This window comes from Planctomycetaceae bacterium (genome assembly GCA_041398825.1).
Classification (GTDB): domain Bacteria; phylum Planctomycetota; class Planctomycetia; order Planctomycetales; family Planctomycetaceae; genus F1-80-MAGs062.
The window spans coordinates 311345-334610 of record JAWKTX010000002.1; the positions used below are offsets into that span (position 1 = coordinate 311345).

At 53.5% G+C, this 23266-nt stretch carries 21 protein-coding genes; 10 read left to right on the top strand and 11 right to left on the bottom strand.

What is annotated here, in order from left to right; all coding sequences use genetic code 11:
• Positions 1–334: 334 nt before the first annotated feature.
• Positions 335–1303, top strand: a complete 969-nt coding sequence (locus tag R3C20_05095; GenBank protein MEZ6039859.1) for a ParB/RepB/Spo0J family partition protein — start codon at positions 335–337, stop codon at positions 1301–1303.
• Between the two features lie 21 nt (positions 1304–1324).
• Positions 1325–2539, top strand: coding sequence for a phosphotransferase (locus R3C20_05100; GenBank protein ID MEZ6039860.1), 1215 nt, complete (start codon positions 1325–1327; stop codon positions 2537–2539).
• 16 nt (positions 2540–2555) lie between these two features.
• Here the strand turns inward: R3C20_05100 and R3C20_05105 are convergent, their stop codons facing one another.
• Both R3C20_05105 and R3C20_05110 read right to left on the bottom strand, forming a co-directional pair.
• The gene (locus R3C20_05105) at positions 2556–3278 is read right to left on the bottom strand and encodes a U32 family peptidase (GenBank protein MEZ6039861.1); all 723 of its coding nucleotides are present in this window, start codon (positions 3276–3278) and stop codon (positions 2556–2558) included.
• Positions 3279–3371: 93 nt separating this feature from the next.
• Positions 3372–5087 carry a U32 family peptidase gene (locus R3C20_05110; protein ID MEZ6039862.1) on the bottom strand — a complete coding sequence of 572 codons (1716 nt, stop codon included), beginning with the start codon at positions 5085–5087 and terminating at the stop codon, positions 3372–3374.
• Positions 5088–5576: 489 nt separating this feature from the next.
• On the opposite strand from R3C20_05110, the gene rnc reads away from it, so the two are divergent.
• On the top strand, positions 5577–6314 hold the full coding sequence (rnc, locus tag R3C20_05115) for a ribonuclease III (protein ID MEZ6039863.1): 738 nt from the start codon (positions 5577–5579) through the stop codon (positions 6312–6314).
• 95 nt (positions 6315–6409) lie between these two features.
• Here rnc and R3C20_05120 read toward each other — a convergent pair whose 3' ends face one another.
• On the bottom strand, positions 6410–7342 hold the full coding sequence (locus tag R3C20_05120; GenBank protein ID MEZ6039864.1) for a cation diffusion facilitator family transporter: 933 nt from the start codon (positions 7340–7342) through the stop codon (positions 6410–6412).
• A gap of 212 nt (positions 7343–7554) precedes the next feature.
• On the bottom strand, positions 7555–8052 hold the full coding sequence (locus R3C20_05125) for a 6-carboxytetrahydropterin synthase (GenBank protein ID MEZ6039865.1): 498 nt from the start codon (positions 8050–8052) through the stop codon (positions 7555–7557).
• Positions 8053–8504: 452 nt separating this feature from the next.
• Here R3C20_05125 and R3C20_05130 point away from each other — a divergent pair, with 452 nt between their 5' ends.
• The 5 genes from R3C20_05130 (at position 8505) to R3C20_05150 (ending at position 13736) form a co-directional block, all read left to right on the top strand.
• Positions 8505–9395: an HDOD domain-containing protein gene (locus tag R3C20_05130; GenBank protein ID MEZ6039866.1), complete on the top strand. Its 891-nt coding sequence runs from the start codon at positions 8505–8507 to the stop codon at positions 9393–9395.
• Positions 9396–9527: 132 nt separating this feature from the next.
• Entirely contained in the window at positions 9528–10418 is an 891-nt protein-coding gene (locus tag R3C20_05135) for an amidohydrolase family protein (GenBank protein ID MEZ6039867.1), read from the top strand.
• A gap of 175 nt (positions 10419–10593) precedes the next feature.
• Complete coding sequence (aroB, locus tag R3C20_05140) at positions 10594–11700, top strand: 3-dehydroquinate synthase (protein MEZ6039868.1); 1107 nt, start codon at positions 10594–10596, stop codon at positions 11698–11700.
• 107 nt (positions 11701–11807) lie between these two features.
• A complete protein-coding gene (locus tag R3C20_05145; protein MEZ6039869.1) occupies positions 11808–12311 on the top strand; it encodes a hypothetical protein in 504 nt (167 codons plus the stop codon).
• Positions 12312–12485: 174 nt separating this feature from the next.
• Positions 12486–13736 (top strand): MFS transporter, encoded by a 1251-nt coding sequence (locus R3C20_05150; protein MEZ6039870.1) that lies wholly within the window; start codon positions 12486–12488, stop codon positions 13734–13736.
• Between the two features lie 50 nt (positions 13737–13786).
• On the opposite strand, the gene R3C20_05155 is transcribed toward R3C20_05150, so the two are convergent.
• Both R3C20_05155 and R3C20_05160 read right to left on the bottom strand, forming a co-directional pair.
• Positions 13787–14560, bottom strand: a complete 774-nt coding sequence (locus tag R3C20_05155) for a hypothetical protein (GenBank protein ID MEZ6039871.1) — start codon at positions 14558–14560, stop codon at positions 13787–13789.
• Positions 14561–14683: 123 nt separating this feature from the next.
• Positions 14684–15124, bottom strand: a complete 441-nt coding sequence (locus R3C20_05160) for a secondary thiamine-phosphate synthase enzyme YjbQ (protein MEZ6039872.1) — start codon at positions 15122–15124, stop codon at positions 14684–14686.
• Positions 15125–15275: 151 nt separating this feature from the next.
• On the opposite strand from R3C20_05160, the gene R3C20_05165 reads away from it, so the two are divergent.
• Positions 15276–16451 carry a hypothetical protein gene (locus tag R3C20_05165; GenBank protein MEZ6039873.1) on the top strand — a complete coding sequence of 392 codons (1176 nt, stop codon included), beginning with the start codon at positions 15276–15278 and terminating at the stop codon, positions 16449–16451.
• Positions 16452–16745: 294 nt separating this feature from the next.
• Here the strand turns inward: R3C20_05165 and R3C20_05170 are convergent, their stop codons facing one another.
• The 5 genes from R3C20_05170 to R3C20_05190 all read right to left on the bottom strand — a co-directional run bounded on the left by R3C20_05170 (position 16746) and on the right by R3C20_05190 (position 21274).
• Entirely contained in the window at positions 16746–18521 is a 1776-nt protein-coding gene (locus R3C20_05170; GenBank protein ID MEZ6039874.1) for a GspE/PulE family protein, read from the bottom strand.
• The gene (locus tag R3C20_05175) at positions 18518–18856 is read right to left on the bottom strand and encodes an STAS domain-containing protein (protein ID MEZ6039875.1); all 339 of its coding nucleotides are present in this window, start codon (positions 18854–18856) and stop codon (positions 18518–18520) included. Before R3C20_05175 ends, R3C20_05170 begins: the two co-directional genes overlap by 4 nt.
• Before the next feature lie 15 nt (positions 18857–18871).
• The gene (locus tag R3C20_05180) at positions 18872–20431 is read right to left on the bottom strand and encodes an ATP-binding protein (protein ID MEZ6039876.1); all 1560 of its coding nucleotides are present in this window, start codon (positions 20429–20431) and stop codon (positions 18872–18874) included.
• A gap of 31 nt (positions 20432–20462) precedes the next feature.
• Positions 20463–20849, bottom strand: a complete 387-nt coding sequence (locus tag R3C20_05185) for a response regulator (protein ID MEZ6039877.1) — start codon at positions 20847–20849, stop codon at positions 20463–20465.
• 254 nt (positions 20850–21103) lie between these two features.
• Positions 21104–21274 carry a hypothetical protein gene (locus R3C20_05190; protein ID MEZ6039878.1) on the bottom strand — a complete coding sequence of 57 codons (171 nt, stop codon included), beginning with the start codon at positions 21272–21274 and terminating at the stop codon, positions 21104–21106.
• A gap of 236 nt (positions 21275–21510) precedes the next feature.
• Between R3C20_05190 and R3C20_05195 the strand changes: the two genes are divergently transcribed.
• A complete protein-coding gene (locus R3C20_05195) occupies positions 21511–23160 on the top strand; it encodes an HD-GYP domain-containing protein (protein ID MEZ6039879.1) in 1650 nt (549 codons plus the stop codon).
• Positions 23161–23266: the final 106 nt, after the last annotated feature.

Genomic DNA, 23266 nt, shown 5'->3' on the forward strand with positions numbered 1-23266 from the left:
CTGGCCGGCTGTCAACCGTCGTGTTCGCAGGTCTCCTGTTCGAGCCAGTCCCGTTTTTCAACAGGCTGTTGGGGGCAGAATCTTCTGCCAGCGAAAAACCTCCGCACGCTGGTCATCAAGGGTAGACGACCACTTACCGGATTTGAATTTCCAGCGGTCGGACTGTACCGATTGGACCGGTTATGCCGATGAGAGGTGTGATAGCCAAACACCGTTGGATGAAGTGCGGGCAGTCGTTGTTGGACTGTCTGCCATCCTAACGGCCGGTGAGGTCGCAGGCTGCCAGCCTCGATCGAAAAAACGCGACTCGAAATTCAGGCAACGGATTGGTGCGATGGACAATCAGCCTCACGACGAAAACAGCCCTCAAACAAATCTTAAGCGGCGCCTCGGGCGCGGCCTGAACGCACTTCTTGGCAGCGGCGGCGAAATGGATGGCGGTCAGTCAGACACTGCCCATCTGCCAACCCCGGGTAATCACACGATTGCTTCGGACGAAATTGCCGTCGAACTGATTGAACGCAATCCATTTCAGCCGCGCCGCGATTTCGATCAGGCATCCATTGATGAACTCGCCGACAGTCTGCGAAGGCACGGTGTTCTTCAGCCGCTGCTTGTTCGCCCCAAGCCGAGCGGCGAAGCCGGTTATCAGATTGTCGCCGGCGAGCGTCGCTGGCGGGCAGCTCAGCAGGTTGGTCTGGACACAGTTCCATGCCGTGTCCTCGACTTTCAGGACCAGCAGGTTTCTGAAGCTGCACTTGAAGAGAATCTCAAGCGTCAGGACCTGAATGTTCTTGAGAAAGCGCAGGCTTTCAAAGCTTACCTGGACCGCTTTGGTGGAACGATCGAAGACCTTGGCCGACAGCTCAGCATGAATCGAGCAACGGTCAGCAACATGATGCGTTTGCTGGAATTGCCGGACACTGTTCAGATCATGCTTCGCGAAGACAAGCTTACCGGCGGGCACGCAAAAGCGCTGCTTCCGTTATCAGAGCAACAGCAGATCGAACTTGCACGGCAGATTGAACAGGAGCAACTCTCGGTTCGCAGGACCGAAGAGATTGTTCGCGAGATTCTGAAGTCGGGTGCCGCCGCACTTCCCTCAGATCAGAATGCAGCCCCGCCTGCCGAAAAGCCTCAACCGTCGAATCACGTCTTGTCTCTGCAGGACCATCTTCGTGAACAGTTGGGTGCCAGAATTGACATCAAACTGAAGAAGAATGATGCAGGACAAATCGTGATCCACTTCGGTGGCAACGACGATTTCGAACGCATTGTTGGGCAGTTGCGCAAAGCGGCATAAGCCGGAACAAGGCACACGAATGTGAACGACTCGTTCGTAATACCGCCTTCAGCAGAAGATGGTGAAACGGCCGTCGTCGCTCGCGTTGCATGCCTGTTTGGTGTGACGGCGGAGTCTGTCGTCGCCGCCTCCGGAGGATTCAGTGGCGCCGCCGTCTACTGCGTGCAAACCGCAGATAACCAGCGATACGCTCTGAAGCAGGTCCAGGACCCAAGTCCCCGGTCTCTGCAGAGACTCCGATGGCAGCACGAACTGATTAATAGTGCTGTAATGCTGAGATCAGTCCCTTTGCCTCAACCGCTATCCGCGGCGACCGGGGACATTCGGCTGCATTCTTCACATCTTGCTTTTGATTCCCTCAGCAGCACGCTCTGGACAGCCGAACCGTGGCTGCCGGGGTATCCGGCTGATGCTTCAGCAATCAGCGATCGGCATCTGACCAACGCTTCGCATGCTCTGAACGAGATCTACACGGCATTCTCTGACACAGTGCTCAGAACCGGAGGCAATGAGCGTTACCGGATTGAGTTCAATCGCTCAAACGCCCTGAAAACACGAATTGAGATCCTTCGTTCTTTACTGAACGGAGAACTTGAAGAGTTGCTGAAGACGATGGAAGCGGATCCGGACACGACATTCCGCCACCTCGCCCGAACCATTTGCGCCGCCCTGTCTCGGCACATCAGGCGACTCTACGAACAGTGTTGTGAATTGGCTGCCCGTGAGTTCCGCCTGCAGCCTGTGCTGAAAGATGTCTGGTCCGCCCATGTTCTTTTTACTGGATCGGACGTCACCGGCATCATTGACCTGGACGCCAGTGACACCGACAGCATTTGCTGTGACTTGTCGCGTCTTCAGCGTTCGTGGTTTGGATCAAACATCGGCAGAATTCAGAATTGGGTCGAGGTATTCAGCTCAATCCGGCCACTCGACAAACCTGAACGCCAACTGCTTTCCGCACTGGACGGGTGCACCGTCCTGCTAAGCCCGTTAAACTGGCTCCGTCGGCGACGCGACGACCTGAAAGCCACAGAAAACCAGAGGCTTCATCCGTTAGGAAGAAAGCTCAAGACTGTGAAAGAACCTGAGACACCAGGCAAGCTTCTCTCAACGCCTGCTCCGGGCTATCCGATTACAACAGCGTCGGCGAGAGATTCACTTTGTTCGTCAATGATAATTGATCGGCTCAAGCGACTGTCCGGTGTTGCAGAAGCGTACGAAAGCGTCGTTTTCTGACAAAGGCTTTGCCTGGTTACAGTAATGCCAGTGGATTTCGACGAGGCTCGAGCGTTCCACGCGTGATCCCAACCTGATTCGTTGCGTTCAAGGATTGCCAGACTTCACGGCCGGAGATGCGATCCATCAGCAGATCGCGATACAGGTTCAGGACACTGGCCAGGTCATCGTTATCTTCGCGGAGAACTTCAACTCGAAAACTGCGTACTCCCCGATTGACCAGTTGCTGAGTGATCTCGGCGGAACTCTGCGGCACCGCATTAAAAAGCGTGTTCCGGCAGCCGACGTCGGCGGCCAACGGATGGTCGATGCCAAGTCGATCACGCAGTTCCACCTGATGAACATCGCAGGGGCGACCGCAGTTTGTCTTGTTCGTCCCCGGAGACAGAACGGAACAAAAGACACAGTGTTCCATGTGAAACATGGGCATATGCTGATGAATGACAACTTCAAGCCATTGCGGCGGAATCACATCAACCAGCGCAAGGAGCTGATCGCGATTCATGTCATAACTGGCGGTCACGCGACGAAGTTGTTTTGACATCAGCCATTGTGCAGAGAGTTCGTTGGTAACATTCAGTGAGAAGTCACCAACCATTGGGACGCCGTTGTCGCCAAAGAACTTCATTCCGCTCAGGTTACGAACCAGCACACCATCAGGTTGTTGCTTATGCATCAGCCGGAAGATGCCCATCTCGCCAGGCTTCTGAATGCGCGGCGTCGCGGTAAAAATCGGCAACTCAGCAGCCTTCGCAAGCTGTATGGCATGGCCGTATTCTCTCAGATCAGCGAAGTCTGCAAATACCTCATGTCGGATTTCGGCATGCCGCCGTCAGTCTTCCGATTGGGCCAGAACCTGAATCAACGATTGCAGCTGAGATATCGTTCGCACAAGAATGCTGAGATTCAGTTGTTCAGATTCCACGGTGCGGGCAGGGAATGTCCTTCTCAGTTGCTCCAGCTGATTCTCCGGCATGAGGCGCTGATTGCTATGGGGAAGACTGGCATCCAGTTGCTCAATCATCAATCGCCGCATTTGCCCCAGTACACTGTGCGGGACCATGGGCTGGCCGGAAATACGGGCATCCAGACCAACTAACTGGTAGATCGTTCCGCCGAGCCTGCCGAGCTGTTCTCTGAGCACCTCGGCCGTCAGGGCGTGTTTGCGAGCGGCTTCGAGCACCTGGTCAGATGAAACATCGCAATGACACCCGGTTCTTGTTTCGCCAACGATCCGCAGCCGCTTTCCGACTTCAGCAATCACCTGGACATTCAGCGGCACGCGGCGTTGGGGGTCCGCGGATTCAAACGTTTTTCGCAACTGCTGGTTGAGTCTGGGATCATCTGTTTTCCAGATCGTCAGGCCCGGACGTAGTTTGCGTGTGTCAATTGCCTTTCGATCGAATGCCAGATCAACAATGCCATTTTCGATGGAGCCCGCTTGAGGGATTCCATGCTGAAAAACCTGATAAACCCGCCCCCCCTGCTCAGTGCCCGCTGCGCGATCCCCTTCAAAGACAACTCCATCACCTGCCGCAATGGAATACTGAAGCCGAACCCGGACTCGATCGCCGTCGACCTGCAGGACTGTCCCCAGCAGAACGCCACGTTTACTGCTGCTGGTCGCAGGCACCAGCATCTTGTGATCACAACCCTTCAGCCACCCGGGACTAAATCCTCGCGAGAACGATTGCTCCATTTCCTGAACCTGGCGCCGACTGAATTCGACAGCCTTGTTTTCTAATGCAACGTCAATTGCCTGACGATAGCTGCGAGTGATATTCGCAACGTACTCCGGTGTCTTCAAACGTCCTTCGATTTTGAAACTGCAGATGCCGGCGTCGATCAGATCGCTGGTGAGTTCCCAGGCCGCCAGATCCTGAGGACTCAGCAGATATTTCTGATCGCCCAAATCCATCAGCTCACCGTCACAGACCAGTTCGTAGGGCAATCGACACGCCTGAGCACACTGACCGCGATTTGCACTGCGGCCTCCCAGCGATTCGCTGGTCAGGCACTGGCCGGAGTACGCGACACAAAGTGCGCCGTGAATAAAAACTTCCAGTGGCATCGACGTGGTTCTGCGAATTACACGAATTTCATCGATGGAGGTTTCTCGCGGAAGAACCACTCGTTCGATACCAAGCTCTTCAGCGACTTCAATACATTCCGCGCTGGTGAGTGTCATCTGGGTGGACGCGTGGAGAGATAAATCGGGACAAGCAGATTTGATGAGTCGCGCAACACCTAGATCCTGAACGAGCACTGCATCCACAGATGACAGAGCAAGTTGCCTCGCAATTCGTTCCACCGTGACCAGTTCGTCTGAAAAGGCCAGTGTGTTCAGTGTGACATAGCCCCTGACACCTCGGCGATGCAGGTACTCCATCAGGTCCGGGATTTGTTCCAGCACGAAATTGACAGCGCGCGCACGGGCGTTGAACCCATCGTCCAGTCCAAGATAAATGGCATCGGCCCCGTTTTCGACAGCCGCACGAACGCAGTCCCAGTCACCGGCTGGCGCGAGAAGTTCGGGGCGATTCGGCATGGGATTTGGTGTTTCGTTCAAAGATGCGGCAAAACGGGGATTGTCAGCGGCCGTTTGCTGCCAATGATGAGAAGTGTGAAACTCGATTATAGAGTGACTATGCGTCGAATCGACGGACTTCCATCAGGACTTTCCAAAGCATTCCGAGAGCTGAACACGTGCATCTGAGGCCTGCGCGGAAGGGAGTCGAATTCCTGCCAGCGTCTGCCTCATGACACGGAAAATCCTTCCACGGGAGTGTTCTTTATTTGTTCCCTGGGGGCGGGGATTCCTTCGTGGGGTGGTTGGAAATCTCTTTTTTGAGTTCACGCACAAGGGTGTGACCTGAAACTGCCTGCATCGATTATGCTTCCGCTGTGTAATTCCAACGAACTCAGGCAGAGTTTGGCGGTCTGGCCTACCGCCGAATAGACATTCCCCCGATGACAAGAGAACGGAACACGAGTTGTGGTTGGCCCTGAAAACGGAAATCCTTTTCCAGAACGATCCTTGGCCGATTTAGAGGAGCTGCTGGTACGATGCGAGAAATCGATCGGCTACAGATTTCGCGACAGCCGCCTGCTGCGCCGCTGCCTCACGCACAGTTCGTCTGCCGAGACTCGTCTCGATTCGAATGAGCGGCTTGAGTTTCTCGGGGATTCCATTCTGGGTTTGGTGATTTGCGATTACCTCTTCCAGTCGTTTCCTGACCTCCGGGAGGGACAACTCACACAGATGAAATCTCAACTTGTGAGCCGTGCGGTATGTGCTCGCGTGGCGGCAAAGCTTGAGTTGCGGGAGTTTATTCTGGTCGGACGCGGGCTGAATTCCATTCCGAATTCCATTCTGGCGGCAGTGGTCGAATCGCTGATTGCTGGAATTTACATCGACGGAGGGCTCGCAGAAGCACGCGAGTTTATTCTTCGCGGATTCGAAGACGAACTCACCGACTGCCAGCTGCAGGAAACAGACAACTACAAAAGTCAGCTGCAGGAGCACACACAACGAGTCAGCAACGTGACACCGGAGTACGTTGTAACAGAGGAGCGCGGACCAGATCACGCACGCGAATTCTGTGTGGCTGTCCGGATTGGGAACACAACCTATAGTTCTGCCTGGGGACGCAGCAAGAAAGAGGCTGAGCAGCAGGCTGCCCGCGCCGCTATGGAAAGTCTGGCAGATACGGAAACCAGTCCGTCTCAGCCTGATTCAGGTGAACCCGAATCCCCCGACGAAGTCAGTCGCTGACCGGCGGCCATGTGGCAGACCTGTCAACCTCCGCTGGAGATTTAACCGGAGTCACAACCAGAGCAGTGGCCCGAACCAATATCTGAACACTGGCATTAACGGTTTCCGGCATTCATTTGTTCATGTCCGGCCGGCTCATGCGGAAACGGTTCGAGATGTACCAGCACATCTCGCAAGCTTGTGAATTCTTCCAGCAGTCTGGCTTTCACCAGGTGCCCAATCCTGTGTCCGTCGGCGACCGTCATATGCTGATCCACTTCAATATGGATGTCTGCGAAGTATTCCAGTCCGGACTTACGAACCCAGAGTTTTTCTACGACTTCAACGCCGGTTACCTGCTCTGCAGACGCACGTATACGATTCACAAAATCAGCATTCGCCTGAACATCCATCAGATCGCTCGCACTTGATCGAAACAGATGCACACCGGAGCGAATAATGGCAATTGCAACAACGATGGATGCCGCTTCGTCGGCCCAGTAGAAGCCGTCACCGCCCAGACGAACAGATGCCAGTCCAATCAGAACGGCCAATGCACAAAGCGCATCGCTTCGATGGTCCCACGCATTTGCAATGATTGCAGCTGACCCCGTCCGCCGACCAACCTGCACCTTGTAGTGGTACAGGCTTTCCTTGATGACAATGTTGATCGCAGCAATTCCCAATGTCCACCAGGGCGGTATTGACTGTGGCAAATTGATGCGCTGGATCGCCTCCCAGCAAATAAATACAGCTGAGACAATGACCAGCAGAGCGACATTTGAGGCGGCAATTCCTTCCGCGCGGGTGTGCCCATAGGGATGCTCTTCATCTGCAGGCCGCTGAGCCACACGAAGTGCGTAAAGCACCACCACGGTGGTCACAACGTCGCCAATGGAGTTGACTGCGTCTGCAATCAGAGCAAACGATTGGCCGATGATGCCCCCCGCCAGTTTCACTCCCCCAAGGACCAGATTGACCACCAAACCAAGCGAGGCCGCTTGTGTCACTTCGGTATACAACTGGTCGATGGACTTGCGATTCGACAAAGTCTTTCCCTTGCAAAAATTGGCGGTCAGCTGCACGAAGAACAGTCAGCCGCACGCTGCCAGACACTGACTTTTCAGAATCCCTGATCATTTCAACGGACTCAGAAAGTCAGAAGACATCACGCAATCACCCAAACTCAAGCTGAACCTGGATCAGGAAAAGCGCTCACGCCAGGCAAAGTTGAGGTGTCCGTCGTAATTCGACTTTCGCATTATGACTGGCATGCCTGCAAGGCAATTTCTGCGGACACCGCCGGACTTCGAGAATTTTCGAAGTGAAGGTTATCTCGTTTCCAGTCTTCGCAGGTGTAGACGATCACGGAGGTATCCGTTTCGCGAATCTCAATTTTACTGAGGCGGAAGCCCATTTCCGTAATCTCGGAGAACATCATCCAGGCGAGGTTTTCCACGCTGGTTGGGCCATTGAACAGTTTCAGCCTGAACTTCTCACCCGTACGTCGAGAGTGATCCTGAAGTGTTTCGTACAGTGGGTCGTTGACATTAATCAACATGCCGTGGTCGTAATTCTGTTTCAGCCAGGGCTCCAGTTTCTCATCGAACGCGCCAAATAAGGTGCTGATATCTCCTTCACGTTCAACTTCAAAATGGCAGTGAACTCCATAGCGATGACCATGAATATTGCTGCACTTGTCCCTGAGCGTTTCGTTTCGATGTGCGGCGTAGAATTTGTAGTCTTTTTGAATGATCATCGGATAAATCTCGCAACTTCAGCCCGCCCCGATTTCTGAAGACGTCTGAGTGAAGTAGAAAGTGTCAGTTTATGGGAGACGGCAACCAGGTGCCGCCCTCTCTGTTTGAGAAAATCTCATCGCCTGATTCTATCGAAGGTCAGTGGGTGAATGTCCCCATGAGACATCAGGACTTTCTGATTCGGCAGTGTTTTTCTGTCCAAAAGACACTGGACACTGCCATCAAAACCGCGTCGGAACACTTCGATTCTTCATGAAAAGAGCAAGCGGGCAGGTTGCTTGCCGCCACCTGTTTTTAAGCGTGCTAGGCTATCCATAACAGGTTAGCCGTTCTGTTTCGCTGATTCCATTCCTGAATCGAATCACAGGTTTGATGACTGAGAAATCGCACTGTTGACTCCTCCGTGTAAGTCTTGCGAGCCGCTCCGGCTCAATCTTAGGATCGTGTAGCAATGAGTGATACTGCAGTGGAAGCAGTTGACGCTTCTGGCCTTCAGATAAATCGATTCGGAAATCTGCCGGCATTGCCCGAAGTGACCAGTCGCATCATGTCTGCGCTTAAGGATCCGGATATTCGGCCAGGGGAACTGTCCAGGCTGATCACATCGGACGTTGCACTATCCGCTCGCATCCTGAAAGTTGTGAATTCGGTCTTTTACGGACTGCCACGGCAGATCTCAAGTATCGAACGCGCCGTTGTCGTTCTGGGCAGAAATGCAGTCCGCAATATCACCATTGCTGCTTCGATGGCCAAAGTGTTCAATGCAACGGGGCGACTTTCGAATACACGATTCAATATGAAGACACTGTGGACGCATTCGACCGCCACAGCCAGCGCGTCACGACTGCTGTGTCAGGAAATCCATCACGGCGATCCGAATGAGTATTTTCTTGCCGGGTTGACTCATGATATTGGCATCATGGCTGAGCTGTACTGGTCCCACGAATTGCTGGCAGATTGTGTCGATCAGACGATCGTAGACTCCAACGGCGTTCCGGTTAAAGATCTGAGGACATTTGAAATGGCAGCTTTCGGAGCTGACCACGAACAAAGCGGTTGCACGGCTTGCGAAGAATGGAATTTTCCGAAACCCATTGCCGTTGCTGCTGGTTCCCACCACGAACCACTGACGGCTGAAGAAGAACATCGTAAACTGGCCGCGGTCGTTCACATCGCCGACCGCATCAGCGCTTCGTTACCGGAATCATTCCGAGTCGACTTGCCAACGCTGGACGTCTCCGATGATGTCCTCGATGAGCTACGACTGAACCGCGATTCAATGGAGCGTATTCGTGACTTTCTGATTGCCGAGATGGCCGAAGTCCAACAGATCTTTTCGTGACACCACTGTCGGATTGCATGCAACATGCGAAATCGGCTAGCTCCGGATATTCCTGCTGTCCCAGCAAACCTGCAGTCGGTACACTGGACATTGGGATTTGCTTACCGATGATTCCAGCGCGAGCTCAGTGAAATGGACGCACCCATCAACCGACGTGAACTGATTTGCAGTTTGGCGAAAGCGGGCATCATTTCACCATCATTAACGGCAGCTCTGGCCCAGCCAACTGCTCAGTGCTTCGTGAGTCAGGACGATTCTATCACAGTCATCGACACCAACGTGAGCCTCTTTCAATGGCCCTTTCGTCGACTTCCACTCGAACCGACTGCAGTGCTTGCAGCAAAACTTCGGCAACTGAATATCACTGAAGCATGGGCGGGAAGTTTTGAAGGCATTTTTCACCGTGATCTCACGTCTGCCAATGATCGTCTCGCTGCAGAATGTCTGCCATTTCAGGAGTTCCGTCCCGTTGGAACCATCAATCCAATGCTGCCAGGATGGAAGTTCGATCTCGAGCGATGTGTTCGTCATCACCGCATGTCCGGAATCCGATTGTTTCCCGGATATCACGGCTATGCTTTCGATGCGACTTCTGTCGGTCAGTTGCTGGAGATGGCAACTGCTTTCAATGTGTTCATCCAGATCGTCGTTTCCATCGAAGACACCCGGACTCAACCGGAAATGCTGAGGATTCCGGATGCCGATCTGACGGCACTGCCCGATGTCATCGCCAGTCTCCCGACAGCTCGCCTGCAGATTCTCAATCATAAACTGCGAGATCCCTTGCTGAGCAGGTTATCAGATCACCCGGGTGTCTATTTCGATACGGCACGCCTTGAGGGGACAGATTCAATCCCTGAACTCTGCTCAAAATTGCCGAAGCAACGGCTCCTGTTTGGCTCACACGCACCATTTCTGATCCCGGAAGCCGCACTGATTCGGGTCCATGAATCCAACCAACTCGATCTGACGCAATTGCAGGACATTTATCACAACAACGCGTCACGGTTTCTCAGAAATTGAGGACTCGATTCGGCGGATTTCCACGCGTACAAATGCCGTCGTTTCATTTCGAAGCGTCCGGTGGCAGATGGCTTCAGGGTGCGTTTCCGGCTATGCTGGGTCGTTCAGGTGCACTTCGCGACTCCCTGCCAAAGTGCCCGCTCATTCGCATTTGTCTCTCTCTGATCACTCAAATATGACCATTGAAAAAGTGCACGTTAATCTGGCAGCTCGAAGTTACGAGATTCATATTCAAAAGGGGTGCCTTCGCCATGCTGGTGCCACGGCGGGGACCTGGCTGTCCGATGCGTCATCACAACTGCTGAGGGCGTTGGTGATCTCTGATGATGTCGTCTGGAAACTGCACGGCTCGACGGTCATGGACAGTCTCGCCGGCGCGGGAATTGAATCGATCAGCCAAACCGTTCCGTCGGGAGAAACATCCAAGTCTTACCAGCAGGTTCAGCGGTTATACGACACTCTGGTCGATATGGCAGCCGACCGAAAAACAATCGTCATCGCGATGGGAGGAGGCGTTGTGGGCGACCTCGCAGGATTCGTGGCTGCAACCTACGCGCGGGGGCTCCGGTTCGTTCAGATTCCAACCACACTGCTGGCGATGGTTGACAGTTCTGTGGGAGGAAAAACCGGCATCAATCACCCGAAGGGCAAGAATCTGATTGGTGCTTTCCATCAGCCATCGGGCGTCCTGATCGACACCGAACTGCTGAAAACGCTGCCGGATCGCGAATATCGGTCCGGTCTGGCGGAGATTGTCAAATACGGTGTCATCATGGACGAACCGTTTCTGCAGTATCTTGAACAGAATATCACCGGGTTGAATGAACGACGTGACGAGGTTATGGGCCATGTCGTTGCTCGCAGTTGCCAACTAAAGGCTCAGGTTGTCGAAGAAGATGAATTCGAAACGACCGGGCTTCGAGCGATCCTGAACTACGGGCATACGTTTGCGCACGCCTTTGAAGCACTGGCAGGCTACGGCACCCTGCTGCATGGTGAGGCAGTATCAATAGGAATGGTCTGTGCCAGTCGACTGGCGGAAAGTCTGGGACGCATATCAAACCAGGATACTCAGCGACAGATTTCCCTGTTGCAGGCGTTGTCTCTGCCGGTTCATGTCCCCGCCGATCTTGCGGGGCGAACCGACGAAATTGTCCGATGCATGATGCTGGACAAGAAGACGGAAGGACGCGAACTTCGTTTCATTCTTCCTTCAGCCATGGGGCATGTAGAAACCGTCAGGGGCATCGATGCCGGACAGGCAATCACGGCTTTGGGTTGACAGTGTCAGGCAAACCATGGTCAAATTCGTGACGATGTCACCTGGTTGTGTGACGATCGGATTCCGTCCGAATAGTCTTTTCACCAACCCACCAAAGGAGATTGAACATGAAAAAGTCACTTCGCATTCTGGCGTTGTTACTGTGCACGGGCGTTTCATTGACAGTTATTGCAGATGAAAAGCCAAAGCAGGAGAAGCCTGTCCAGAAAGCGGAAGTCAAATTCACGGCCAAGTGCCCTGTATCCGGTGCTGATGCCGACAAAGAGCAATTCACCGCTTACAAGAACAAGAAGACTTACTTCTGTTGCGAGAAATGCAAAGCTGCCTTCGAAGCTGACAACACCAAGTATGCAGTCAAGGCAAACCATCAGCTGGTTCAGACACGACAGTTCCGACAGACCAAGTGCCCATTTTCCGGCGGCGATATGAACAAAGAACAGGCCGTCAAGATGAAGGGCGTCAATGTTCAGTTCTGCTGCGAGAAATGCAAAGGCAAAGCTGAAGCCGCAACTGGCGACGATCAACTCGCAATGGTGTTTTCAGACGACGCGTTCAAGAAAGGCTTTGAAGCCCGACAGGGTAAAGGCAAAGGAAAGAAAAAGACCGAATAGCCCGACGATGATCGTGCGATTCCTCTGATGACGCAGATTCGAATCCGAATGGCCCGGCTTTCCCCCAGAAGCCGGGCTTTTCTATTTGGTGCTTCATCCATCACCCGGAGCAATCGCTGGACCGCCGAACATGATTCTTATACGCATCGAAGAACCACTCTACAGAGATTGTCCGTGAATCGTAACTCGCTATTGCTTCGCCTTGTCCTGCTTGTTTCCTTCTCACATGCCACTGTACATCTGCTTGAACAGTCTATTGCGAGTGTCGAACTGGATGTTTCCAGCGAATTTCAACTGAATTCTGAACAATCCGGATTGCTGAGTACGTCCTTCCGAATCCCGTATGGATTCGGAGCGTTACTTGCCGGCATGCTCGCTGATCGGATCGGAGCTCGCCGGATTCTCGCAATCTATCTAGGAGCCTCTGCATGCATTTGCCTGGCAGTCATGCTCAGTCCCTCTTCAACAATGTTGTACATATCGCTGTTTTGTCTCGGATGCTTCGCCAGTATCTATCATCCTGCCGGGCTAGCACTTTTGGCGAACAGTACGACTCCCTATGAGCGTCCCCGGGCACTGGGGCTGCACGGAGTACTCGGCTCAACGGGAATCATGTCCGCGCCGCTCATCGCCGGATTGACATTGTCCGTCTCCGGAGCCACCTGGAAAACATTTTATGCGGTCATCGCCGTCTGCTGCGCAATCCTGACCTGGATGTTGCTGACTATGTTGAAACCCGTTCCACCGGAACAGGTTGCTCAGCCTGAAGGCGGTCACAACGGCAATAAGAGCGAAACTGAAACGAACACCGTGAAGCTCCCGGCCATGCCTGTTCCACTGGATCGGCTGCAGAAACGACCGTTTGCGTTAATGGTGACATCCGCTGCTTTGTGTGGAATTGTCTACGGTGGATTTCTGCATTTTCTCACTCGATACCTGACCGAAGTTCCGCAGGTAGAACGACTGGCTGCCAGTTTTGGGTTTACCGGAACCGCCAGCGCCAGATTCTGCTCAGCATTGGCACTCTCATGCGGTGCAGCGGGGCAGTTTCTGGCGGGACGCATGGCACATCCTCGACATCTTCGCTTCATGCTTGCCGCGGTTTACGCCGCAAACATTCCCTTTCTGCTGTGGATGTCCGTCGCGCAGGGACTGGAACGTCTTGTCGCTGCCTGCCTGCTGGCCTTCGTGCATTTCATGAATCAGCCACTGTACAACAGCCTGCTTCCGGAATTCGTTCCACCTGGAAAGCGAAGTACCTGGTACGGATTCAGCGCAATGATGGGTTTTGGATTAGGAGCAGTGGGACCGTGGTTTGTCGGGACATTTGATAATTATCGCGACTCATACTCCTGGTTGGCGGGCATCGCATTGCTGGCTGCGATATTCCCCCTCCTGCTTCCTCGACCTGCCATTGAGACATAAGAAACGGACATAAGAAACGGACATAGCCGCTGAAAGATTCTGCCGCCGGATTACCTGGCCCGGGCGCCGCGTTCGGCCATCTGCAAGGCACGAATCAACTCCTCCCGATCCAGTCCCTGATCTCCATTCACATCGGCTCGATCAAAACTACGAATCAGTCGTGCTACGATGTCCTGAGGGGACATTTGCTCCGATGCTGACGTTTCCCTTCGTTCGGGCGTCATATCCACAGATGTGACAGGCCGGGATTTGGACCCGGCTGCAGGTGATCTGCGTGAGAGATCGCCCGGCTGTCGGGCGAATTGACCAGCCATTTGCTGAACACGTTCGATGGAAAGACTGGACTGCCCTGCACGGTCAAGAATCTCCTCAAATCGCGATCTCAGTGCCTGAGGGATCTCGTCCGCAGTGAGCTGCCCATCCCCATTGCGATCGCTCCGTTTCAACATATCAGCCAGCCCCGGACGCCCTGCATTGGCAAATCGTCCTCTGCGTCCCTGATTCGATTGCACTTCTGAAGTGACGGTTGGAGCTTCTGAAACTGATGCCTGAAATTCCTCCAGTGTCAGGTCACCGTCCTTGTTGTGATCTGCGACGCGTAGTGAACGCCTGAAGAATGGCATCTGCGAATCACTGACTTCATCTGCTGTAATCTTCCCATCAGCATTTCGATCAAGTTTCTCGAACAGCGTCTTTTCGGCTGCCTGGGAAACCTCGTCGTCCGGAGAGGGTGCCGCGAAGAGAGCAGAGCAGGACACTGCTGCAATCGAGGCACAACCGAAGGTCAAAGATCGAGACACGAACTGTCGCATTTTCAGATTCATCTCCGGATCCCTTTTCAGCCTGAATTTACAATCGATTGGGTCGCTGATTTCACTACGGAAGACTTTCAGTCTGCCATCATTGCTAACCCTCTTACAGTCACAGCGATTCGCAAAGGATGTCCGTTACGCTCCGTTTTCTTCAAAATCTCCGTTGATTGTGACAATCAGATGTCGACGCCCCCCGTGGTTGCGATATTCGCACAGGTAGATTCCCTGCCAGGTACCTGTTTGTATCTGTCCATGGGCGACAGGAATTGTAATAGAACTGCCAGTGATAGCTGCCTTTACATGTGCTGGCATATCGTCCGGCCCCTCACAGGTATGATCGTAAGGCCAGGATTCCGGAGCGATCCGATCGAGTGCCATGGCCAGATCAACCGGAACATCCGGGTCGGCATTTTCGTTGATACAGAGGGCCGCCGAAGTATGCCTGATAAACACGTGCATGAGCCCAACCCGACACGATCGAAGTTGCGGAACGGCCTGCAACACATGCGGAGTGATTAAATGGCAACCGCGACGAAACGCAGGAAGCACAACCTCCGATTGATGCCACTCATTCATTTGCATGACTCCCGTAACCTATCGATTTTCGGCGTTTTCTGCCGTTCACCCGGATCGTAAGCGACCTTGATTGAATGATGAAGTCCAGGGCAAAATCCCACTGCACAATGGCTGTCAATTGCTTCGTCCCTGAATCAACTGGATGAATTTCATGTCGCAAACGTCCGGTGAGACTACGGTTAAAAACAAACGGATGTCACTGACTGAACAGCCTCGGTCATTCCTCAGCCTCCTGGCTTCGCTAACGTTAGTTCTTCAGACCGCAGCAACTCCTCTGGACCATGCTCACGGGGATGAGGTCGGAACGATCTCAATTCCGGACTTCAACGGCTTTCACCACTCGGCTGACTCGCTGCCCGAAATCCCTTCGGATCCTTCAGAGACAATTCTACCCGGCCTCATCGACTCACAGACGTCAGATATTCTGGTCCCCCACTCGCAGAGTCCCATTCGGCCCGACGATAAATCCACCGCCGAAATTTCAGCAACCGGCGAATCCTGCAGCAATGAGTTTCGCATCAATATTGATGACGACGATAAGGACAACGACAAGAGTCTGTTTGGCAACTTTCGACAGCCGTACACGGTGTATCGATCACATTCGACAGAGCTGAGCTGGATTCCGTCGTCAGGCGAAAACTTCGGACTCATCGACTGGCAGTCGGATCCATACCTGAAGAGCCAGAGAAATACGGGGTTCAGCACCGCCTTCAACGTCCACTGGTTTAACGGTCCGATTTCGCCCGACATTCCCTCTCGCGTCTACGACTTCTGCCTGGGATTTCAGCATCGCGATTCATTCTCTCCGTTGCTCAGTTACGATCTTTCTGCTCAGGTAGGTGCCTACAGTGATTTCGAAGGGAGCGCAAGAGAGGGGATTCGCTTTCCTGCGCACGCGGTCGGAATGCTGCATGTGAATCTCACCACCGATGTTGTATTTGGCGTCGACTATCTCGACCGAGACGATATTCGGATACTCCCGGTCTTTGGTCTTTCAATTCGGGATGTGATGTCTCCGTCGCTGCGTATGGATCTGGTCTTTCCTCGTCCTCGAATCGAATATGAGTTGGACAATGCCAAACGAGTCTACCTCGCCGGAGCGCTGGGTGGTGGAACATGGGACATGGAATACCCGGATGAATCGGATGACGTTGTGACGATTCGAGACTATCGACTTATGCTGGGTTTCGAGCGAATGGACAGCGACGGAGATTTGTCCGCCATCGAATTTGGTTACATTTTTGATCGCCACCTGCGGACCCGAACGCAACCCAGCGCGATCGGTTTTGATGACGCATTCATGATTCGCTTTGTGAGTCGGCACTAGCTGTCTGTTGAAAAATCGGGACAGGCACAAGCAGGATGGCTGTAAACCGTTGTGTTTTGGTGTCTCCTGCTCGAGCCAGTCCCATTTTTCAACACGCTGTTAACCTTGCGGCCCGCTGGAGACCAAACGAAGAGTCATTCGACACGTTGGCGAGGAACAGTTTGAAGGGCGTTTCACGAGACGCTGAGCAATGCCTGATTCCCGGGAGTCTTTTTCAACGCGTGACCGGAAGAATACTCCGCCGTGGGCTGTGCCATGGGGCGTGTGAGTGCGTTTCCTGGTTATCCATTGCCTTCAGTCGGTTGCAGCGACACGCAGCACTTCGTCAGGACTCGTCAATCCTTTCTCTGCGAGTACGATTCCCTGCTGCAACAATAGCTGGCCGCCATTCTGCTGATACCAGCGTCTGACCGAATGGCTGTTCAATTCCGGCGTCATCATCTCACGAAGTCCTTCGGTAACCGTCAGAACTTCGTAGATTCCCATTCGTCCTCGAAAACCCGTGTCGAAACAATTCGGACAACCTTCACCCCGTACAAACTGGCGACGACGATCCCCTTTGTACCCGAGGCGATCCAGAACTTCCGATGATGGAAAATAGTTCTTTTGGCACTTCGGACAGATTGTGCGCAACAATCGTTGAGACACCACGCCAACCAGACTTGCAGAAAGTTTGTAGCTGGCAATGCCCATATCCCGAAGTCGTGTAATCGCACCAGCGTTATCATTGGCGTGCAGAGTGCTGAGGACCAGATGTCCGGTCAATGCCGCCTGAGTCGCAATCTCAGCCGTTTCGGCATCCCGAATCTCTCCGATCATGATAACATCCGGATCCTGCCGCAGGATTGCTCTGAGAGCGCTGGCGAAGGTGACCTGGCTGCCCTGAGCCGCGTCGACCTGATTGATAAGGTCCAGTGAATACTCGACCGGATCTTCAACTGTCACGATATTCGTATGAATGTCCTTGATCAGCTCAAGCGCTGAATACAGTGTTGTCGTTTTCCCACTGCCGGTGGGACCGGTGACAAGGATCAGACCGTGCGGCCGCTTCATCATCGCTTCAATCTGAGCTTGTTGGGATGGGCTAACGCCCAGATCCCCCATGCGAAACGTCACGCTCGTGCTGTCCAGAACTCTCAGCACCAGTTTTTCGCCAAGAACTGTCGGCAGCGTGGAAGCTCGAAGATCTATCTCACGGCCTTCAACAATCACGTGGACGCGACCATCCTGGGGTCGGTGATTCTCGGCGATGTCCATTCTTGCCATGGCTTTCAATCGCGAAATCAACGCTGCATGAAAGTCACCGCGCGGCCGAAGGACTTCTCTCAGACGCCCGTCGACTCGAAATCGCACGGATGAGTGTTTTCGGCCTGCCTCGATATGAATATCGCTGGCTCCCTGTCGAACAGCGTGAACCAGAATGTAGTTCACCATGCTGATGATCGGACTGCCTTCAACCTGTTCATTCAGATCATTCAGGTCGACTCGAACGACTTCCGGGTGTTCTTCCACGGCATTGTCATCGAACGATTTCGCCACTTCATTCGTACCAGCGTCGTCTTCGTAGCATCTTGCCAGAAACCGCTCGATACTCGAACGCAGCGCAAGGACCGGCCTGACTTTGAGTCCCGTCAGTTGCTCAATTTCGTCAATTTGCAGCAGATCCTGGGGGTCCGCCATCGCCACCGTCAGGGTCTGATGGACGCGAAACATGGCGAGCACGCTCAGCCGTTCCGCGATGGATCGCGGCAAAGTACGGACAACATGGGGATCGACCATGCCGTCACGAAGACGGACTCCGGGTACCCCAAGTCGCTGTCCGAGAAACGGGAGCAGACGATCTTCATCGATCAGTCCCACCTCAATCAGCAGTTCCCCCAGTCGTCCGCCGGAAATCGACTGCCGGGCCAGCGAACCCTGCAGGTCTTCTCGCCGCAGAAGACCGGCCGAGATCAACGATTCGCCCAGCGGAAGATCGTTATGAATGAGACCGAAGTTTCGTCGCGTCAACAGCGACTTCGTTCGAGACTGACCGCTTTGTCGAATGAGTTCGGAGAGTCGGGACATCATGTCGCGAAGCTCCCCATAGCCGTAATCTGATTATCAAACACTTCGAACTGGCTGAGCAATCCCGTGATTTGCAGAATCTCCTCGCACAGGACGTTCAGCCCCACCAGTTTGACACCACCACCACGACGATTACATGCCGCCTGCAGTTCCACCATCAGTTCCAGAGCAGAACTGTCGATCAATGGAACCCCGGTCAGATCCAGCAACATGCGAGGCTGTCGTTTCTGAGCTCGTGCCAGAAGATGCTGATGCGCCGTGTCAAGATTCTCAAGCGTCATGATGCCATCAATGCGCGCGACAATCACGGCGCCCTGTTGAACTATGTCGCATCTCATCACCGTCCGTCCTTGTCAAACTCCGGGGGAATCATCAGAAGACACGACCAGGATCTCCTTGTGTACCGGTGCACGATCCTTCCGGACTTCAACCGATTCGGTTCGCCTATGAGCAGGGGGATTCGACAGCTGCCTGACGGCCTGTTCTCCCACAATATCCATCGCCCGCGCAGGAATGGTCAGTGTAAACCGACTTCCGTGATTTAATTCGCTGGTGACATCAATTCGACCACCATGCAGGCGTGCGACGTCCTGCGCGAACGCCAGGCCGAGGCCGGTACCACTGATCTGGTGAACTCGCGAATCGTTGCTGCGGAAGAAGCGATCAAAGATTCGCGGGAGTTCATCCGTCGAAATCCCAATGCCACTGTCTTCCACGTGAAACCGCACTTCACCCGAAGCATTTTCTGCTTCCAGCACCACGCGACCGCCGTCAGCTGTGTATTTGATGGCGTTACCCAGCAGATTGACCAGCGCGGCTTCCAGCTTGTCTTTGTCAACAATAAGCTCAGGCAGTCGCGGAGGAATTCGAGTTTCGAAAGTCAGGTTCTTGCTTTCGAATAATGGCCGGATTGTTTCCTGAACTTCTTTAACCAGCCGCTCGATCTGGCATTCATGTCGGTCAAGCGTCATCGAGCCGGCCTGCATGTGACTGATGTTCAGCAAATCATCAATAATGCGATCCAGTCGACCAGCTTCTGACATGATGATGTTCAGGAATCTGTGCTGATCTTCGACGTTGATTTCACCAACTCCGGTCAGGGTTTCGGCATACGCCCGAATATTGGACAGCGGAGTGCGCAATTCATGCGTTGCGGCGGAAACAAAACTGTCTCGCGTTTCAATCGCAAGTTGTTGTTGGGTGATGTCTCGAATTGTCCAGACATAAAGCCCGGCATGATTTCGAATCGCTCTTCGATTGACACGGATCACTCCGTCGGCCGTTTGTGTGCCTCGATACAGCTCAATTGTCAGCATTGCTGCCTGATCGGGGAATGCCAGCGAGACGGCATAGTCAGTGAAGTTTTCGAATTCACGAAACAATTCATGAATCAGTAACTGACTCACAGCATTGTCCGTCCCTGCACATTCAAGCAATGATCCAAACGCCGGGTTCTGGTAAACAATGGAGCCGGATTCGTCGCTTACCGCAATACCATCGCTCAGCGAATCCAGCACAACATCCGGCAACTCTGATGACTTCTGGAATGCGCCGTCGTCAGTGAGTGCATGATCCGCGCGTTCAAGCAACTGTTGCACGACGGCAGATTCGATGAGTCGATTCCATCCGCGAACCGACTGACCATTGCCGACAATCTGGGGAATCGATTCGGCAGAAATCTCGTCCGTTTCTGCAAGTCGTGACAGGCACCGTTCGATTTCTGCTTCAGAACGCAGTCGATACCGGGCAAAGAGACTGGAAACCAGAATCAGGAGCATCATTCCTGCCGTCACAAGCAGAACAGACGCCGAGTCACTCATCCGGACAACAAGCGCCAGGCCAATCAGCGTGAACGCAGTGTTCAGCGTGATTGCGCTATGAATTCCAGGGCTCTTGACGGCGGATACGGACATGGAGTTTTTGATCGGTCAGATTGAGGAGAGATCAGTAAATAGCTTCAGTAGGCTGCAACAATTCGTCAACGCGCATGACCAGTTCACGAGGACTAAAGGGCTTGCAAATAATCTGTGGCAATCGCAGCTCATTCAGAACGCTCTGGCTGATTTCAAACCCCTTGGCAGTGCAGAACAGTATTGGCAAATTACAAAGCGATTTGTCAGAACGGATTTTTTCGCACAGTTCGAGGCCGGACAGCTCGGGCATCTGGCAGTCAGTGATCAGCAAATCTGCCCCCTGCGACTGAATAACATTCCACGCTTCATTGCCATTCTGTGCGGCCGTCACCTGGTAACCTGCTCGCGACAGGTTAAATCTGATGACATCCAGAAGAACGCAATTGTCCTCCGCAATGACGACGTGTTTGCAGGTCATGGTGTAATCCTCAGTAACGTCTCTCCGTCACCGAATTCCCCAACGTTCCATCCATCATGTGGCCGGTCGTTTGGCACGACTCCGGTCCGTTGCCTGAACCGTAGTTCATGAAGCGAAACATGATGATGATTTTTCGCATCCCGACGGTGTGCGCAGCAAGAAGGCCGGACTCCGGATCCGGCCGGTCATTTTGTATCGATTGTCTGTTCTGTCCGTCAGTAGAAATCACCAGGCAATGCATGGCTCATGGGTGATCAGGCATCTGCCCGCATCTTCGTCGCACGCCCGGCTTCCAGTAGCTGAAGTCGGATACGCTCCGGGTGATCAGCGCTCCGGGCAATCAGCAAAGGCTCACATTCAACCAGATGCAGGACGAATCCGCCGGATTGGCGAATATTCCACTTCCGGTCGCGATAAATGTACAAGTTATTCCGCTGGAAATCCCCTTAAATAATACCCTCCAGGCATGAATCTGAAGCTAGCCTTGCAGTGACCTTTGCCTGGGCTTTCGACGCATAAGTGAGGTTGGATTTCGTTCCGGTGGCAAGCCGTTGTCGTTGCGGGACACGCCTGGGCACATTCGGAGTTGTATTTCAGTTCTCCCTTGTCAGGTCGTGCACATTGGGTCATCGTCGTCGCTCGGGAGAATTTGAGTAAGCCAATGATTCAAGCTGTCAGCCATCCAGATACGGTTGAGACGACACCGAGTGCGAATCACTCGGACGTTGAATACTGGTACTTCCAGTCGGGATGGCAACGAGAAGACGCATTCCGTGGAGATCAATCCCACCTGAAGCGCGCACAGTGCGGGACGGAATCTTCTCGTCAGAATGCGGCAACCATCGCAAATCTCATCGAACTTGCCTTCGCACGGCGCACGCCTGTCGTCGAACTGTTAAGCGATCATCTCGCTGCAATCGTGACTCCCTACGCCAACAGAAATCCGCGGATGGCGACTGTGCGATACGTTCCAGTGGACACATCCCGGCTCCTGAATCTGCTTTGCGATGCGACGGCCCAGATGCAAAGCTGCGAAATGCTGATCGAACGTCAGACATCGACCATCAATTCTCAGAATGACCAGCTCGCAGCATATGCAGCCCAGGTTTCGGATGACCTGGAAGAACTGATCTGGCTGCGAAGGCTTGCATGCAACCTGGAGCTGAGTGAGTCCGGAAACAGCACGGAACATATTGCTGATACGGTGCTGCCGTCACTTTGTGACCTCATCAGTGCTCAGATGCTGACATTTGTACGCGACATTCCGCTGGACGCAGACGATGACGATCTTCCTGTCGTCTGGCAAACCGGTGATTACCGCGCGAGTAAGGAAACGATACTTCAATTGATGAATGAACTCGCTCGATCCGAAACAGATCAACCAGTCGTCATGAACAACTGGTGTTCAGGCTATGATCTCGAAAGTGCGCGGTCGGGACGCGGATGTCCGGTTGATTCCTGCATCATGGTACCTGTCGCTACTTCAACAGCCCGCCTGGGCTGGCTGATTGCTTTCAATAAAGATTCGAACCTCACGTCACGATACCCGCGTTTCAGCGGTCCGGAGTACACAACTTACCTGAGTGAAAACGAATTCGGCACTTTCGAAGCAAGTCTGATGAACGCGACGGCTGTCGTGCTGGCGGCCCATGGTCGTAACTGCAGCCTGTTTCGCGAAAAAGAACTGCTTCTGCGCGGCGTCATTCGTTCCATGATTAATGCAATCGATGCCAAGGACTCATACACATGCGGTCACAGTGACCGCGTGGCGGAATTCGCACGCATGATTGCCAGTGAACTGGAACTACCCGCCGAACAGTGTGAAGAAATCTACATGACCGGGTTGTTGCATGACGTCGGAAAAATCGGAGTTCCTGACAATGTACTGAAGAAGCCCGGCAGGCTCACGAGTGCAGAATTTGAATTGATTAAGCAACACCCGGTGATTGGTTACGAGATTCTCAAACATCTTCGCCACCTGGACTATGTTCTTCCCGGCGTACTGCATCATCACGAGTCCTGGGATGGCAGTGGATATCCATATGGACTCACCGGCAACAACATTCCGCTTGAAGCAAGAATTCTGGCTGTCGCCGATGCGTATGACGCCATGACCAGCAATCGCCCTTATCGCCGCGGCATGCCGACAGCCAAAGCCGAACAGATTTTGCGGGATGGGGCTGGTCAGCAGTGGGATGCGCGGTGCGTCGAAGCGTTCTTTCGCGTGATTACTGATGCCCGCAGGATATCCGGCAGGAACACAGCTCCGTTCGTTCCGGTGATTGCCAGTGCCGTGACCGCGGACTACTAACACCCGCAATTCGACGATCGCCGAGCATGACACTGCTTTTCACGGCACAGGTCCGGGGCTTACGACCTCCTTGACAGTACAAAAACTTTCTTTTCCGGTCGTTTTC